General features: G+C 43.2%; 16 protein-coding genes. 7 read left to right on the top strand and 9 right to left on the bottom strand.

Going from position 1 to position 13,918, the window contains the following annotated elements; genetic code table 11:
* The first annotated feature begins 86 nt into the window (after positions 1–86).
* On the top strand, positions 87–323 hold the full coding sequence (rpmB, locus tag CDG79_RS35020) for a 50S ribosomal protein L28 (RefSeq protein WP_094346209.1): 237 nt from the start codon (positions 87–89) through the stop codon (positions 321–323).
* Between the two features lie 151 nt (positions 324–474).
* On the opposite strand, the gene CDG79_RS35025 is transcribed toward rpmB, so the two are convergent.
* The 3 genes from CDG79_RS35025 to CDG79_RS35035 all read right to left on the bottom strand — a co-directional run bounded on the left by CDG79_RS35025 (position 475) and on the right by CDG79_RS35035 (position 4,652).
* Entirely contained in the window at positions 475–1,116 is a 642-nt protein-coding gene (locus CDG79_RS35025) for a Uma2 family endonuclease (RefSeq protein WP_094346210.1), read from the bottom strand.
* Positions 1,117–1,489: 373 nt separating this feature from the next.
* Positions 1,490–3,007, bottom strand: coding sequence for a M16 family metallopeptidase (locus CDG79_RS35030; RefSeq protein WP_094346211.1), 1,518 nt, complete (start codon positions 3,005–3,007; stop codon positions 1,490–1,492).
* Between the two features lie 46 nt (positions 3,008–3,053).
* On the bottom strand, positions 3,054–4,652 hold the full coding sequence (locus tag CDG79_RS35035; RefSeq protein WP_094346212.1) for a M16 family metallopeptidase: 1,599 nt from the start codon (positions 4,650–4,652) through the stop codon (positions 3,054–3,056).
* Between the two features lie 149 nt (positions 4,653–4,801).
* Between CDG79_RS35035 and CDG79_RS35040 the strand changes: the two genes are divergently transcribed.
* Positions 4,802–5,416, top strand: a complete 615-nt coding sequence (locus CDG79_RS35040) for a TetR/AcrR family transcriptional regulator (RefSeq protein WP_094346213.1) — start codon at positions 4,802–4,804, stop codon at positions 5,414–5,416.
* Positions 5,417–5,520: 104 nt separating this feature from the next.
* On the opposite strand, the gene CDG79_RS35045 is transcribed toward CDG79_RS35040, so the two are convergent.
* The 3 genes from CDG79_RS35045 to CDG79_RS35055 form a co-directional block, all read right to left on the bottom strand.
* On the bottom strand, positions 5,521–5,958 hold the full coding sequence (locus CDG79_RS35045; protein ID WP_094346214.1) for a DUF4332 domain-containing protein: 438 nt from the start codon (positions 5,956–5,958) through the stop codon (positions 5,521–5,523).
* 49 nt (positions 5,959–6,007) lie between these two features.
* Positions 6,008–6,337, bottom strand: a complete 330-nt coding sequence (locus CDG79_RS35050) for a hypothetical protein (RefSeq protein WP_094346215.1) — start codon at positions 6,335–6,337, stop codon at positions 6,008–6,010.
* Positions 6,338–6,459: 122 nt separating this feature from the next.
* On the bottom strand, positions 6,460–7,293 hold the full coding sequence (locus CDG79_RS35055) for a PhzF family phenazine biosynthesis protein (RefSeq protein ID WP_094346216.1): 834 nt from the start codon (positions 7,291–7,293) through the stop codon (positions 6,460–6,462).
* Positions 7,294–7,424: 131 nt separating this feature from the next.
* Here CDG79_RS35055 and CDG79_RS35060 point away from each other — a divergent pair, with 131 nt between their 5' ends.
* Both CDG79_RS35060 and CDG79_RS35065 read left to right on the top strand, forming a co-directional pair.
* Positions 7,425–7,664, top strand: a complete 240-nt coding sequence (locus CDG79_RS35060; protein WP_094346217.1) for a hypothetical protein — start codon at positions 7,425–7,427, stop codon at positions 7,662–7,664.
* A gap of 34 nt (positions 7,665–7,698) precedes the next feature.
* Complete coding sequence (locus CDG79_RS35065; RefSeq protein ID WP_094346218.1) at positions 7,699–9,081, top strand: aminopeptidase P family protein; 1,383 nt, start codon at positions 7,699–7,701, stop codon at positions 9,079–9,081.
* Positions 9,082–9,117: 36 nt separating this feature from the next.
* On the opposite strand, the gene CDG79_RS35070 is transcribed toward CDG79_RS35065, so the two are convergent.
* A complete protein-coding gene (locus CDG79_RS35070) occupies positions 9,118–9,507 on the bottom strand; it encodes a hypothetical protein (RefSeq protein ID WP_094346219.1) in 390 nt (129 codons plus the stop codon).
* Between the two features lie 89 nt (positions 9,508–9,596).
* Between CDG79_RS35070 and CDG79_RS35075 the strand changes: the two genes are divergently transcribed.
* Entirely contained in the window at positions 9,597–10,082 is a 486-nt protein-coding gene (locus CDG79_RS35075) for a hypothetical protein (protein WP_189525238.1), read from the top strand.
* A 22-nt stretch (positions 10,083–10,104) separates the two neighbouring features.
* Here CDG79_RS35075 and CDG79_RS35080 read toward each other — a convergent pair whose 3' ends face one another.
* Positions 10,105–10,320, bottom strand: coding sequence for a DsbA family protein (locus tag CDG79_RS35080; RefSeq protein ID WP_262985868.1), 216 nt, complete (start codon positions 10,318–10,320; stop codon positions 10,105–10,107).
* Positions 10,321–10,617: 297 nt separating this feature from the next.
* Between CDG79_RS35080 and CDG79_RS35085 the strand changes: the two genes are divergently transcribed.
* On the top strand, positions 10,618–10,899 hold the full coding sequence (locus CDG79_RS35085) for a hypothetical protein (RefSeq protein WP_094346220.1): 282 nt from the start codon (positions 10,618–10,620) through the stop codon (positions 10,897–10,899).
* Between the two features lie 542 nt (positions 10,900–11,441).
* On the opposite strand, the gene CDG79_RS35095 is transcribed toward CDG79_RS35085, so the two are convergent.
* Complete coding sequence (locus tag CDG79_RS35095) at positions 11,442–11,948, bottom strand: DUF1993 domain-containing protein (protein WP_094346222.1); 507 nt, start codon at positions 11,946–11,948, stop codon at positions 11,442–11,444.
* A 432-nt stretch (positions 11,949–12,380) separates the two neighbouring features.
* Between CDG79_RS35095 and ffh the strand changes: the two genes are divergently transcribed.
* A complete protein-coding gene (gene ffh, locus CDG79_RS35100) occupies positions 12,381–13,844 on the top strand; it encodes a signal recognition particle protein (protein ID WP_094346223.1) in 1,464 nt (487 codons plus the stop codon).
* Positions 13,845–13,918 lie beyond the last annotated feature (74 nt).

Consider the following 13,918-nt stretch of genomic DNA (forward strand, 5'->3'; position numbering starts at 1 on the left):
CTTCTCCCCACTCCCTTTTCCACTTCTGTTGTCTAAGACATAGAATGGAAAGGCTGTATTAAAATAAGAATCTGGAGATACTTGCTATGTCTCGTCGCTGTGAACTAACTGGTAAGAAGGCAAATAACGCCTTTGCTGTTTCCCACTCCCACCGCCGTACAAAACGCCTTCAGCACGCCAATCTGCAAACCAAGCGTGTTTGGTGGGCAGGCGGAAATCGCTGGGTAAAATTAAAGCTTTCTACTAAAGCAATTAAAACCCTAGAAATTAAAGGGTTAGACGCAATGGCAAAAGAAGCTGGCATTAACCTCAATCATTACTAAGTAGTCTAGATTTGATAACCTGAGACTATGTACGGGAGACAGGATAAGCGGCTTTGGCCGCTGTTCATCCTGGTTCCCTACTAAAATAGGACTGAAATTAGGCGGCTCAGTACCTAAAATTAATTACGAATTACGAATTACGAATTACGAATTATTTTATCTGCGTTTGTATCCAAAGACGAAAAGCTTTGAGCGTTGAATTTCTGCCTGCTATTGTACTTTGCTTGAGATATTGGGGAATCGCCTCAACTAGGTTAAATCTAGGAAAATTTAGGCTTTGCTGAGACTCTACATAATGCCCATCTTGCAAAACATTAATTTGGAGCTTTCCTTTATTAAAACGCCAAAGCTCAGGTACTTTTAAAGCTTCATAAATATTAGGATGAGTGCGAGAAGTAATATCAATTTCTAGAGCTAAATCTGGAGGAGGGTCTACTTCTAAATCTAGTCGCTTCTTCCCGCGAATCTTGGATTCATTTTTTATATAGAAACACTGATCAGGTTCTATACCTTGAGCCATTGCTTGATTTTTGAAAGTGGTAGAACCAAGACATCTAAACTCAATATCTAATTCTTCCAGAAGCGATTTGACTAAATCGCTAATAATTTCTTTATCGTCTTCATGTTCTGGCAGTGGGGACATAATCTCCAGTATTCCAGTGTCATAAGCAATTCGTGCAGCACGGTGTTCTCCTAAATCTTCTAGAATTGTTTCCAATTCCTGCCAGGTTACATCTCGCAATAGCACTCTTTGTCCTGGTGGAACATGGATGCGCTTTAATTCCAACAACATCATCTCCACTCCCGGTAGCTTATACCTAAATTTAGCTTACTCTAGTTGATTAAGCTGTTGCGTATTTAATTTGTATATGCGATGCGCTCATGTTGCCCGCACTACAATAATTTTACGTTTTCGTACTATAGAATTTAGCTGCACATCAGCTTAATACACTGCGACAATTTTTGCTGCGACATCACTATAGTTTAAAGAAAAAACCTCTGGGGATTCCAGAGGTTTTGGTTCCTGATTTAGTTTCTACTGGTTACTACAATTTGTCTTCAGTCATTTCCCGATAAAGAAGCAAATTATCTGATTTGACTAGAGACGCGATAAATCAGACGCGATAAATCGCGTCTCTACGTATTGTTGCGATCGCAATTTATGATTAATTCTTCGCCTGTGGTGGCGAACCAGGAATCGTTACATCGATTGGTGTCACCTTTGCTGCTAGCTGCGTCAATGGCGGTTGAATGGCGGCTTGATTCCCGACTACGAGAGTCACAAGCTTTTCTGGCTTGAGGTATTCTCGTGCTACCCGTTGCACATCAGCAGCTGTGGTGGCGGCGACGGCTTTTTGATAGCGAAAGAGAAAATCAGCCGGATAGCCGTAATATTCGTATCGCATCAACCTTGATAAGGTTTGGCTGGGATCTTGAAAGTTGAATACAAAGGAGTTGAGTGTAGATTCTTTCGCAAAAGCTAGTTCTTTTGCTGTCACTCTTTGAGTTTGGGTACGCTTGATTTCAGCTTGTAAGGCTTTGACAAACTGCACAGTAGCGTCCGATCGCGTTTGTCCGCCAGCGATAAACATACCAGGATAATCGTAGCGGGGACTCCACTGGCCATATACAGAGTAAGCTAAACCTTGCCGCGATCGCACTTCATTAAATAAGCGTCCGCCAAATCCATTTAATACCCCATTCAATACATCCAGCGCGGCATAATCGGGACTGTCAAACCGTCCGCCTAAATGGCCGAGAAGCACGCTACTTTGAGTTAGTTGTGGTTGATTGACAAAAAAGACTCCACCTGTATTAGCTGGCGAAACCGATGGTAATTTCGGTTTCGCAATCCCTGGGTTACGATTCCAATCGCCAAACTTAGCTTGAATCAGCGATCGCATTTTCTTAGAGTCAAAATCTCCCACAATCCCCAAAATTATATTATTGGGGTGGAAATATTGCTGATAAAACTCGATCAAATCCTCACGCCCAACCCGATCTACCGTTGCATATTCTATGGTGCGAGAGTATGGACTATCTTTCCCGTAGAGCAATTTCTTAAATTCTCGACTAGCAATGCCATCTGGATTGTCATTGCGACGGGCAATGCCACCTTTGGCTTGAGTTTTCGCCAAGTCTAGCTTTTCTTGAGCAAATACTGGCGATCGCAGCACTTCGGCAAATAGCCCAAACACCGTTTCTAAATCTTCACTCAATGCATCAAAGCTAGCACTACCAGAACCTTCACCAATACTAGCTTCTACAGATGCCGCTCGTTGTTCCAACATCTCATTGAGTTCATCAGCCGAATGTTGCTTAGTTCCCCCAGTTCGCATCACCGCGCCTGTAAAACCAGCTAACCCAACTTTTTCCATTGGTTCCAAGCGATTCCCTGTCCGCACAAACGCCGTCCCATTCACCAACGGCAATTCGCGATCCTCCATCAAATAGACAACCAAGCCATTTTGGAGAACAAACCGCTCATATTTCGGTATCTTAATCTCAGGTAGCGCTGGTAGCTGCAACTCAGTATAGTGCTTTGCCTCAGCCGTCGCCGCTAACGAAAAATTACAAGTTAAAAGCAAACACGCAAAAACAGCAACCAAAGCATAAATTAACCCCTTCCCATTCTTGATTTTCAACACCATCCGCCTTTTACCCTTCACCTTGTACCTCTTCATATCTCTCTTCCTTAGCGCCCTTTGCGCCCTTTGCGGTTCGTTTCTCTTATCCTTCCTTCGACAACAACTTCCCAATCGTGCGATTCCCCGGCGTAAAAGTCTCCTTCGCCACTCGCGCAATATCAGCCGTCGTCACCGCCGAAATATCATCCAACTGCTTAAACAAATTCCGCCAAGAGCCAGTTTTCACTTCATATTCCAACAATTGTTGAGCCATCCCCATATTGGAATCGAGGGTACGCAACAAACCCGCCCGTGCTTGAGTTTTCAGCCGTTCCAAATCAACCGCCGCTACAGGCTCAGTTTTTAATTTGTCAATCTCTTGGCGCAAAGCCACCGCCACTTCATCAACTGTATGACCAGGAGCCGTGAGAGCATAGAAAAAGATCAAGTTTGGGTACTTATCTCCAGGAAATCCACTGTAACCTTGAGCGCTTAGTGCCAAACGCTGCTTTTCTACCAAAGACTTATATAACCGCGATGTGCGTCCATCACTTAATAAACTGCCAATGATTTCATAGACTGCATTATCTGGATGAGTAATTGCCGGACGATGATAACCTTCTAAATACCAGGGTTGAGAACGAAGTTGTAAACTAACTTCCCGTGTTTGTTTTTGTGATGGTTCCACCGGGATTTGTTCAACAGCTTTGGTTTTTGCTTGATAGCGGCCAAAATAAGTTTGCGCTAGTTTTTTCACTTGAGTCGGGTTAACATCTCCGACAATTGCGATCGCTAAATTACTTGGTACATAGTGAGTATCAAAGAAATTTTGGACATCATCTGGTGTCAAATTGCGGATATCTTGGTCATAACCAATTACCGGACGCTTGTAAGGATGGACTTTATAAGCAGTATCGATAAACTTTTCTACCATTTGTCCAATGGGTGAATTCTCCACCCGCAGCCGTCGTTCTTCTAAAATTACATCTTTCTCTTTATAAAACTCACGACGAATTACCGGATCGAGAAACCGTTCTGACTCCAACGACATCCAAAGTTCCAGCTTATTGGCAGGAAAGCTGTAAAAATAACGAGTAGCTTCGGTTGAAGTATTGGCATTTAAACCTACGCCTCCCGCTTGTTCGACAATTTGTCCCAATTCGTTTTGCTTGACAAGCTTACCTGCTTGTGATTCTACTTGCTTAAACTCAGCTTCTAACCGCGCAACTTCATCTTTTTTGCCATCGGCTTTCGCTGTTTTAATTTGAGTATCTAACTGCTGCAATTTATCTAATAGAGGTTTTTCTGCTTTGTAATCTTGTGTACCGATGCGCGTTGTACCTTTGAACGCCAAATGTTCCAGAAAGTGAGCTACACCGGTTTTACCATCTTGCTCATCTACACCACCAACATTTGCATAAGTAAGAAAAGAAACTACAGGCGCTTGATGTCGTTCCAAGACAAGGAATTTTAGACCATTATCGAGGCGAAACTCCGTTAACTGTTTAATGACTCGATCTAGATAAGGTTGGATCGAACTTTGAACTGGTGGAGTTTGAGTTTTGGTTTCTTGAGGAGGTGCAGTTTGAGTTTGAGCCAGAGCAATTTCTGGCAGTAATCCCCACCAGAGGACTAGTAAAGCCAACAAAGTGACAAACAACTGCCGTAATAAATCCAAAATTGACCGACTGATCTGGTTCATAAGCAAAAATTAGGATAAAGTTACACTACCTGAGAAACAGGATACTTAGCAAAACGACATTAATGTTGTATTAAGCTTGTTGAGCTTTTTGACTTGACGTTAGACAATAATGCTACAAATCGTGTTCCGCAAATTTAACCATAACTGTTATGCGAGTTTTTAATTCTTCCCCCCCCTCAGAGGCTCAGACGCGCACCCGGATTTTACAGGCAGCACAACGGTTGTTTGCCTCTCAGGGATTTGACGGTACTACCACCCGTGATTTAGCGCAGGCGGCAGGTGTAGCTGAAGGCACGTTATTTCGTCATTTTTCTAATAAAAAAGCAATTTTAGTAGAAGTAGCTACGAGTGGCTGGGTAGAGATTCTAACCGATTTGCTGACAGAATTAAGTGAAATGGGCAGCTATAAAGCCGTAGCTCAAGTGATGCGTCGCCGGATGTGGAACTTTCAAAAAAATGCCGATTTGATGCGCGTTTGTTTTATGGAGGTGCAGTTTCACCCCGATTTGCGCGATCGCATTCAATTAGAAGTCATTACCAAAATGACGGATGTCGGCGAAGCATTCTTTCAAACAGCGATGGATAAAGGTATTTATCGCCAAGGGGACGCAAAGCTAGTCGCGAAAGTTTTCTTAGGAATGTTTGCGATCGCAGGTTTTTCTAACAACACCCTCATCGAACCTGACGCTTCCCCCCAACAAATGCAAGAAATGGCTGAAGGACTCGCTGATATCTTTCTCAATGGTGTGCTAGCTAAGGATTAGGGACTGGGTACTAGGGACTGGGTACTAGGTACTGGGTACTGGGTAGTTTTCCCAATCCCCAATCCCCAATCCCCAATCACCAATCCCCAATCACCAATCCCCAATCACCTAATTGCTTGCGCTTGCTGACTCCATTGTTGTACTAGCTCAATTGCTGGGCACAAATCTCGGCGCTGCATTGTTGCTACTTGCAAACGCATAATTTGTTGGTGCAGTCTGTGAGTGGGAGTTTGTGCCAACTGGGTTACAGAACCAACACCTGCATGGAGCAATAAACCACAATATTGTATGCCTACGCTAGGAATACGCGCCAAGTCAGCTAAAGCCATCCATTTATTTACATACTGAAGATGAATCTGTAATTTATTTGCTAACGCCAGTCGTGCCTCTAGAGTCTTGCCTTGTTTGACTAGCGCTACTGTGGTATTGATCCCACAATTTTGCAGTTGTGATTGTTCTTCGTTGCTCAGTCCAGGTAATTGCTCGATTGGCCAGTCACTAGATGCGAGCAGATTTCGATTATTTGTATTTTTAGCAGACATTTTAAAACTGAATATAGGCTTGTTAACTCACGTATACAGCAATCCTAAATCATTCGTGAACAACAAGATCCCCGACTTCTTTAAGAAGTCGGGGATCTGAACCTTTGAATGTTTTCTTCCTGCTAGCCTGCGGGAATGCTTCACATCTAAATGCAATGTACTGCAATGCCATTGTATCGACTGACAATGCCATTGTATCGCTTGACAATGCCATTGTATCGACTGACAATGCCATTGTATCGCTTAACAATGCCATTGTATCGACTGACAATGCGATTGTATCGACTGATAATGCGATTGTATCGCTTAACAATGCGATTGTATCGACTAACAATGCCATTGTAAGCTGATGTGCAGCTAAATTTATGCCGTTGCCCAAGTTCTCGATGCTGAGTTTTTACCGGATGCGGTTGATTTGTAATCTAGGTTTATAGCGTTTCTTGACAAGCGTGAGGTACATCGGTAAGGGCACGGCACTGCCGTGCCCCTACACAGCGCGATCTAATTTTGTACTTCATCTAAATGGGAAGCGCTATATGCGGTAATTAACTCACCTCGCATAACAGTTACCGCTTGTCCGCCGAGAAAGACGCGATCGCCTCCGTCATAGCGGATTTTTACGACTCCACCGCGCCGGGATACTTGATAAGCCAATAACTCATCTTTGTGTAAGCGATCGCGCCAGAACGCAGCAAGGCAACAATGGGCTGAACCAGTCACCGGATCTTCATTAATACCTACCTCTGGCGCAAAGAAGCGAGAGACAAAATCATAATCTGAATTAGGATTAGTTAAACTGGTAACTATAACTTTACCAAGTGGTAAAGTTTTTAGTAGTTGAAAATTAGGCTGCATTTGCCGCACCAAATCTTCAGATTCCAATTCCACTAAATAAGCTAGTGAATTCTGCAAGGTAAATCTGTATGGTACACCCAAAGCAACCTTGAGTTCTGGAGGTGCAATGATTACTCGTGAGTGATTCACAGGAAAATCTAACTCAATCCACTCACCTTGCAACTTAGCAATTAGCACTCCGCTTTTAGTATAAAAACGCGCAACTTCATCAGATGACAAATACCCCTCTGACCAAAGTACATGGGCACTAGCTAAGGTTGCATGACCACAAAGCGGTACTTCTACTGTGGGCGTAAACCAACGCAGATTGAAGCCATCATCCTGTCTAACTAGAAAAGCTGTCTCAGATAAATTCATTTCCTGCGCCACATTCAGCATCCAGCGTTTATTTTGGCGAGTAGGCAAAACACAGACAGCAGCAGGATTTCCTGCGAAAGGTCTATTAGTAAAAGCATCAACCTGAGTAATGGTTTGTCCCATTAAAGTCCCCTTGAAAGTTAGACAGCAATATACATATCACGAATGGGTTAAAAATTTATTGAGAACTGCTATATACAGTACCTTATAAATTAGGAATACAATCTCCAAAAACTAAGGTCAATAACGGAAACATGAGGAGAAAAATCTTCAAAAGCATCTTTGCTACTGTAAACTTAGCGCTAATTTCTGGAGGATTAGTTAGTTGTGTTGTTGAAATACCGCAACCATCTACTCCAACTGAGCAACCAAAACCAGGGCTACAACCTACCCAACAGCCTAACCAGGTAAAGCAGAAAGACAAAGATAATGATGACAAACATGGCGATCGCAAAAATGATAAAAAAGATGACGATAAAGACGATAACGACTAAATAAAAACAAAACTATACCCTTGAGTTTCTATTTATGTTTATCCAACAAACTTCTACTTCCCTCGTCGATACTTTACGCCTGCGACGGCAACAACTAGCCAATCTCATTGATTTTCCCGTAATTTTGTGGTCAGGTAGCAACAGTCCCCGTAACTTTCTGGCAAATCCCTTTCCGTTTCGCGCTAGCAGTCATTTTCTCTATTTTGCCGGACTACCTCTATCAAATGCAGCAATTCGTCTAGAAGCCGGCAAGCTAGAACTATTCATGGACGATCCATCACCCAGTAGCGCCCTTTGGCATGGAGAAATGCCAACGCGCAATGAAATAGCCCAGAAGATTGGGGCAGATGTGGCAAGGCCAATGGCAGAATTAGAGTCTTGGCTAGAAGATGCCGTTACACTTGCCGTACAAGATGCAGCAACATGGACGCAACAATCGCAACTATTAAATAGATGGGTTTTACCCCAAAGTCCTCCCCAAGGAATTGACTTGGAGTTAGCTAAGGCGATCGCTTCTATCCGCCTCACCCACGATGAAGCTGCATTAACCGAGTTACGAAAAGCTGCTGCTGTCACCGTAGAAGCACACAAGGCTGGGATGGCAGCAACACCTCATGCCAAACTAGAAGCAGAAGTTCGCGCAGCGATGGAAGGGGTAATTATTGCCCATAACATGACAACTTCTTACAACAGTATTGTCACTGTTCACGGCGAAGTTTTGCATAACGAACACTATCACCACCCTCTACAACCAGGTGACTTATTGCTTGCCGATGTTGGCGCTGAAACTGAGATGGGTTGGGCAGGTGATGTAACTCGCACGTGGCCAATTTCCGGGAAGTTTTCATCTACCCAGAGAGATATTTATAATGTAGTGCTGGCGGCTCATGATGCTTGCATTGCCAAAATACAGCCTGGTGTAGAGTATGAGGATATTCATCTACTAGCTGCGACGGTTATAGCTGAAGGTTTAGTAGAGTTGGGCATTTTACAAGGAAATCCCCAAGATTTAGTAGAGATGGATGCCCACGCGCTATTTTTTCCTCATGGTATCGGTCATCTACTGGGTTTAGATGTCCATGATATGGAAGACTTGGGGGATATAGCTGGGTATGAAGAGGGGCGGCAAAGGAGCGATCGCTTTGGCTTAGGCTACCTCCGTTTAAATCGTCCCCTGCGTCCAGGAATGCTAGTTACAATTGAGCCTGGTTTTTATCAAGTGCCAGCAATTTTAAATGATGCGAACGTTCGCTCCACATATCAGAATGTAGTGAATTGGCAGCGTTTACCTGACTTTGCCGATGTGCGCGGAATCCGCATCGAAGATGATGTTTTAGTTACAACAAAAGGTAGTGAAGTTTTAACAGCTGCATTACCAAATGATGCTGATACTATAGAAAATTTAGTCAATGGCTAAGAATATAAACTCAGGTATTCCTTGTGATGCTGCGTGCTATTGACCTTTGATGTAGCGCAGCATTTCATTTCGCAGATCACGCCCAGATAGTGAATTCAGCAAGATCAGTAACATAGAGGCATTGCGCTTATCGTCGGTGTTAGAGTATTCTGCTGGATCTCGATTTACCTGTACTTCAGCAATTTTTACACTATCTCCAACTACCTCAAAACGCACTTTGAAAATGCAAAAACCAGTCCAACTACGATGGAAGTATATCCAAGGAGCCTCATAGAAAATGAACCACTTATCTTCCATTTGCTCTGGAATTACTCCAGCAGTAATTCGGTCGAATTCTTCCTGTGAGTAAAGTTTTTCTAGTGCGATCTTTGTGGACGCAGAAGGCATCGGTTCCGTTTTCCAATCATCACGTTTGGCTATTCGCATAGTAAAAATAAAACTACTCTCATACTTGTTAATTGCTACTGTAAAAATATAATATGATACCTCATGATATCTAGAAAAATTGTAAATTCATGATAAAAACCCCCATAGGATTACTACTCAACGGAGTTATTGTCACCTTCGGACTATTCCCCTTATTAGCTCAAGCACAGCAGCCGGTTTCTAATGCCCAAGTTGCGGCGATGGTAGAAGCGTTGCGACAAGCTGCACCGCAGACAAAAAATCCCAACGATGGATATTACAGCGAATGGCAAGTTAAGCCAGAAACCCTCAAAGGCTGGACAAGAACTTGTCTCAAACGAGAACTAACACCGACACAATTTGAAAACAGCCCTGCGATCGCCCGTCAAGTCGTCTCTTGCATTACGCGCCGGGAGTTAACCAATCAATTCCGTGCCAACAACAATAATGAAATTGCATCTGTGCGCGGCGCAGCTTGTTGGTGGATGACTGGTAGCTATACAGGTTGTGACAAAGGTTTCACTGCTGATTATGTGAAAAAAGTTGTGTACTTTTATCAACAACAGCGTTCAAAACCAGTAGCAACTCAATCATAAAAGGGCGACTCTTGCGAAAGAGTTAAGATAATTTTTTTACCTTTTCGACAACCCAATCAACACGATCCTTTCCCCAAAATCTCTCGCCTTCGACTACCCAAGTCGGGACTCCAGGACAGCCAAATTGCTCATATTTAGCCAAAGCTGCCACTGCTGCTTCTTTGGCTGCTTCCCCGTGAATTAACTCAAGAATGCGATCGCCATTTAACCCAACATCATTTGCAATTTTCCTAATCACAGACTCATCATTAACATCAAGAAGATCGATGTACGTCGCTCGAAAAAAGCTGCATCCAGCAGATGAGATTTATGTCGTTTACAACGTCTACAACGTATATGGAATCTGTATTTAACGTTGTTTACCTTTCTACAACGTTGTTCAATTTACCATACTTCTCGTTGGTGTTGAGTTAAGTCGAGGGGGAGCATTATCTCCACCCCTCCCAATTAGTTTTAATTTAAATAAGTATTTTTACTAGTATTGTTTGTATCCAAAATGTAATAAAATTAACAAGTTAAAACACAAAAATAAAATATGTCAAGTAAAGAATCGAGAGAATGGCATTTAACCGCCAATGGATGGGTTGCCGGAACATTGCAACATGATAGTGGACGTAATCCCATTTCGCTACCTGACAATAAAGTTCTAACTTGTATTTATAAAGAGACTATAGTTCCTGATGCTATGGCATTATCAGGTTATGGTGAGCCAGACTTTAATCTATCTAGTGATGTTAGCGTCATTTGGCGTTGTTCAGATCATCAGCTTATATCTGAGCTTTTAGATCAATTTGGTTCATGTCCTAAGCGTATATAAATTGTCAAGTATTTATTTTTTTATAAACATATATGGATATATGGGTCAATTTATTTTTGAAACCCTTCTTATTAGTGTTTTTTTAATTCCACTAGCTTTAGGTTTAGGTCATTTTTTAGATTTTGACAAAGTTCAAGGGATGAACCAGAAAGAATATAATAATTATATGCAAATTATTATTTTTAAATGTTGGATAATTTTATTCTTACCTCTCATTCTGTGGCTACGATTCCAAGCAACTCATGAATGTACTAGAAATTTATTTTAAACAATAACATGAGTTAACTAATTCAAACAGAGATAAATAATATCTAGTTAAAATTGTAAACGTATTTTTGTAGCGCTATGGCTAAAGTCGTTACCTAACTGATAATATTACGAACTAGCGATCGCAGCATTAGCCAATATTTGCTCACAGAGTCCTCAATTCCCACTGTGTTAGATAACAATAATAGGAATTATCGGGCGACGCAGCGATTTAGCCGCTATACGCTCACCCGATACGGAGAATGGAAATCAATTCGCTCTTATATTGCGGAGCGTTAAGGCTTGCCTAGGAAGTCTTTCTTGCCAAGCTCTACACCGCAGTGTCTGAGAATGTCATAAGTTGTTGTGACATGGAAATAAACGTTTGGCAAAACGAAATATAGGAGAAATGGCATTCCTTCAAAAGATAGGCTCTTGTCACCCTGCGTAATGGTAATTGTTTTATCTTCCGAACCATCTATTTGTTCGGGTTTCAATGTGTCTAAATAAGAGATAGTTTTCTTAACGCGGTCAATAAGTTCGGACAATGTAGTTTCATTGTCCTCAAACTTGGGTGCTTCTGCCCCTGCTAATTGTGCGGCACCTCTCTTTGCTATGTCAGAGGCAATTTGTACTTGTCTTGACAATGGAAACATATCTGGGAATAGACGACTATTGAGCAACACATGCTGATCTATTTTTTTTGTTTCTGCGTATGTAGCACCTTTTTCAAGAATACTTGCAAGGCTATTTAGTGTGTGAATAAACACTGGTACTGAAGCTTGATACATTGAAATGCTCATTGATATTTCTCCAGAAAAAGTTCTATGTAGAGTTGGGGTCTTGTCGAGATAAAGTGGTGCGATTCGCTCAGTCTAAATCTATCGCATCGGATAAGCGCTACACACTAAAACGCGCGATCGTCATGAAGAGGGGAAGGGAAAATTCCATACCTTTACCCCTGCCGCTTTTCCCCCGTTATGCAAGAAGTCTATTGATAAAGAGGCATAGGGGAAAAACTTACCGCAACTTCTCCTCGCTCACTGAGCGTAGCCTCTCGTAGAGAAGTGCTGCTCCCTTGCTTCTTCCCCAATCCCCAATCCGTATCTGGTTGCTACAGTCGCGGTGAAAAATACTAAGCTGGTAGATAGCACGTTAAAACTTTAGCGGAAATTCGGAATCGCATTCATCGGCGGTTCAAGATTCCCCATTGGCGAACTACCTGTAATTACATTATGTTTGATGCTCTATCTGACCGTTTAGAAGCCGCCTGGAAAAAACTGCGGGGACAGGACAAAATTTCTCAATCCAACATTCAAGATGCATTGCGCGAAGTGCGCCGCGCCTTGTTGGAGGCAGATGTTAACCTCCAGGTAGTCAAAGATTTTATTAGCGAAGTCGAAGCCAAAGCCCAGGGAGCCGAGGTGGTTACTGGCGTGCGACCTGACCAACAGTTCATCAAAATTGTTCACGATGAGCTGGTGGAGGTGATGGGAGAAGAAAATGTCCCGATCGCAGAAGCCCAGGAAAAGCCGACTATTATCTTGATGGCTGGGTTGCAAGGTACTGGTAAAACCACAGCTACCGCTAAGTTAGCCTTACATTTGAGAAAATTAGATCGTAGCTGTTTGTTGGTGGCGACAGACGTATATCGCCCAGCAGCGATCGACCAGTTGCTGACGTTGGGTAAGCAAATTGATGTACCAGTATTTGAACTAGGAAGCGACGCAGATCCCGTAGAAATTGCTCGACAGGGTGTAGAACGCGCTAGAGCAGAAGGGGTAAACACAGTAATTATTGATACTGCTGGTCGGCTGCAAATTGACGAAGATATGATGGCGGAATTAGCCCGCATCAAGGCAACTGTCCAACCCCATGAAACTCTCTTGGTGGTGGACGCAATGACTGGTCAAGAGGCTGCAAATCTGACTCGCACCTTCCACGATCAAATCGGCATTACTGGGGCAATTCTCACCAAAATGGATGGTGATAGCCGTGGTGGTGCAGCGCTGTCAGTGCGAAAAATTTCGGGAGCGCCGATTAAATTTGTGGGGGTGGGTGAGAAAGTCGAGGCGCTGCAACCCTTTTACCCCGATCGCATGGCATCCCGAATTTTGGGCATGGGCGATGTACTGACCCTGGTAGAAAAAGCCCAGGAAGAGTTTGATTTAGCTGATGCTGAGAAAATGCAGGAGAAAATCCTGTCAGCGAAGTTTGACTTTACTGACTTTCTCAAGCAGTTGCGGATGCTGAAGAATATGGGATCTCTGGGAGGCTTCATCAAGATGATCCCAGGGATGAACAAGCTATCAGACGATCAACTTAAGCAGGGAGAAACCCAGCTAAAGCGCTGTGAGGCCATGATTAACTCCATGACTCGCCAAGAACGCCACGACCCCGATTTATTAGCCAGTTCTCCCAGTCGGCGGCGGCGGATTGCTACTGGCTCCGGTTATCGAGAGTCAGATGTGACCAAACTGGTGGGTGATTTCCAAAAAATGCGATCGCTCATGCAGCAAATGGGTCAAGGTGGCTTCCCTGGAATGCCGGGAATGTTCGGCGGTGGTGGCATGGGCAACGCCTTTGCTGGTGCTGGCAATCGTCCCGCAGCCCCCGGATGGCGTGGCTATGGTGGTGATGCAGGAACAAAAAAGAAAAAACCCAAAGAGAAAAAGAAAAAAGGCTTCGGCAATCTTTAAATTATTGGGGATTGGGGATTGGGGAAGAAGCAAGGGAGCAGCACTTCTCTACGAGAGGCTACGCTCAGTGAGCG

Source organism: Nostoc sp. 'Peltigera membranacea cyanobiont' 232 (assembly GCF_002245985.1).
Taxonomy (GTDB): Bacteria; Cyanobacteriota; Cyanobacteriia; order Cyanobacteriales; family Nostocaceae; genus Nostoc.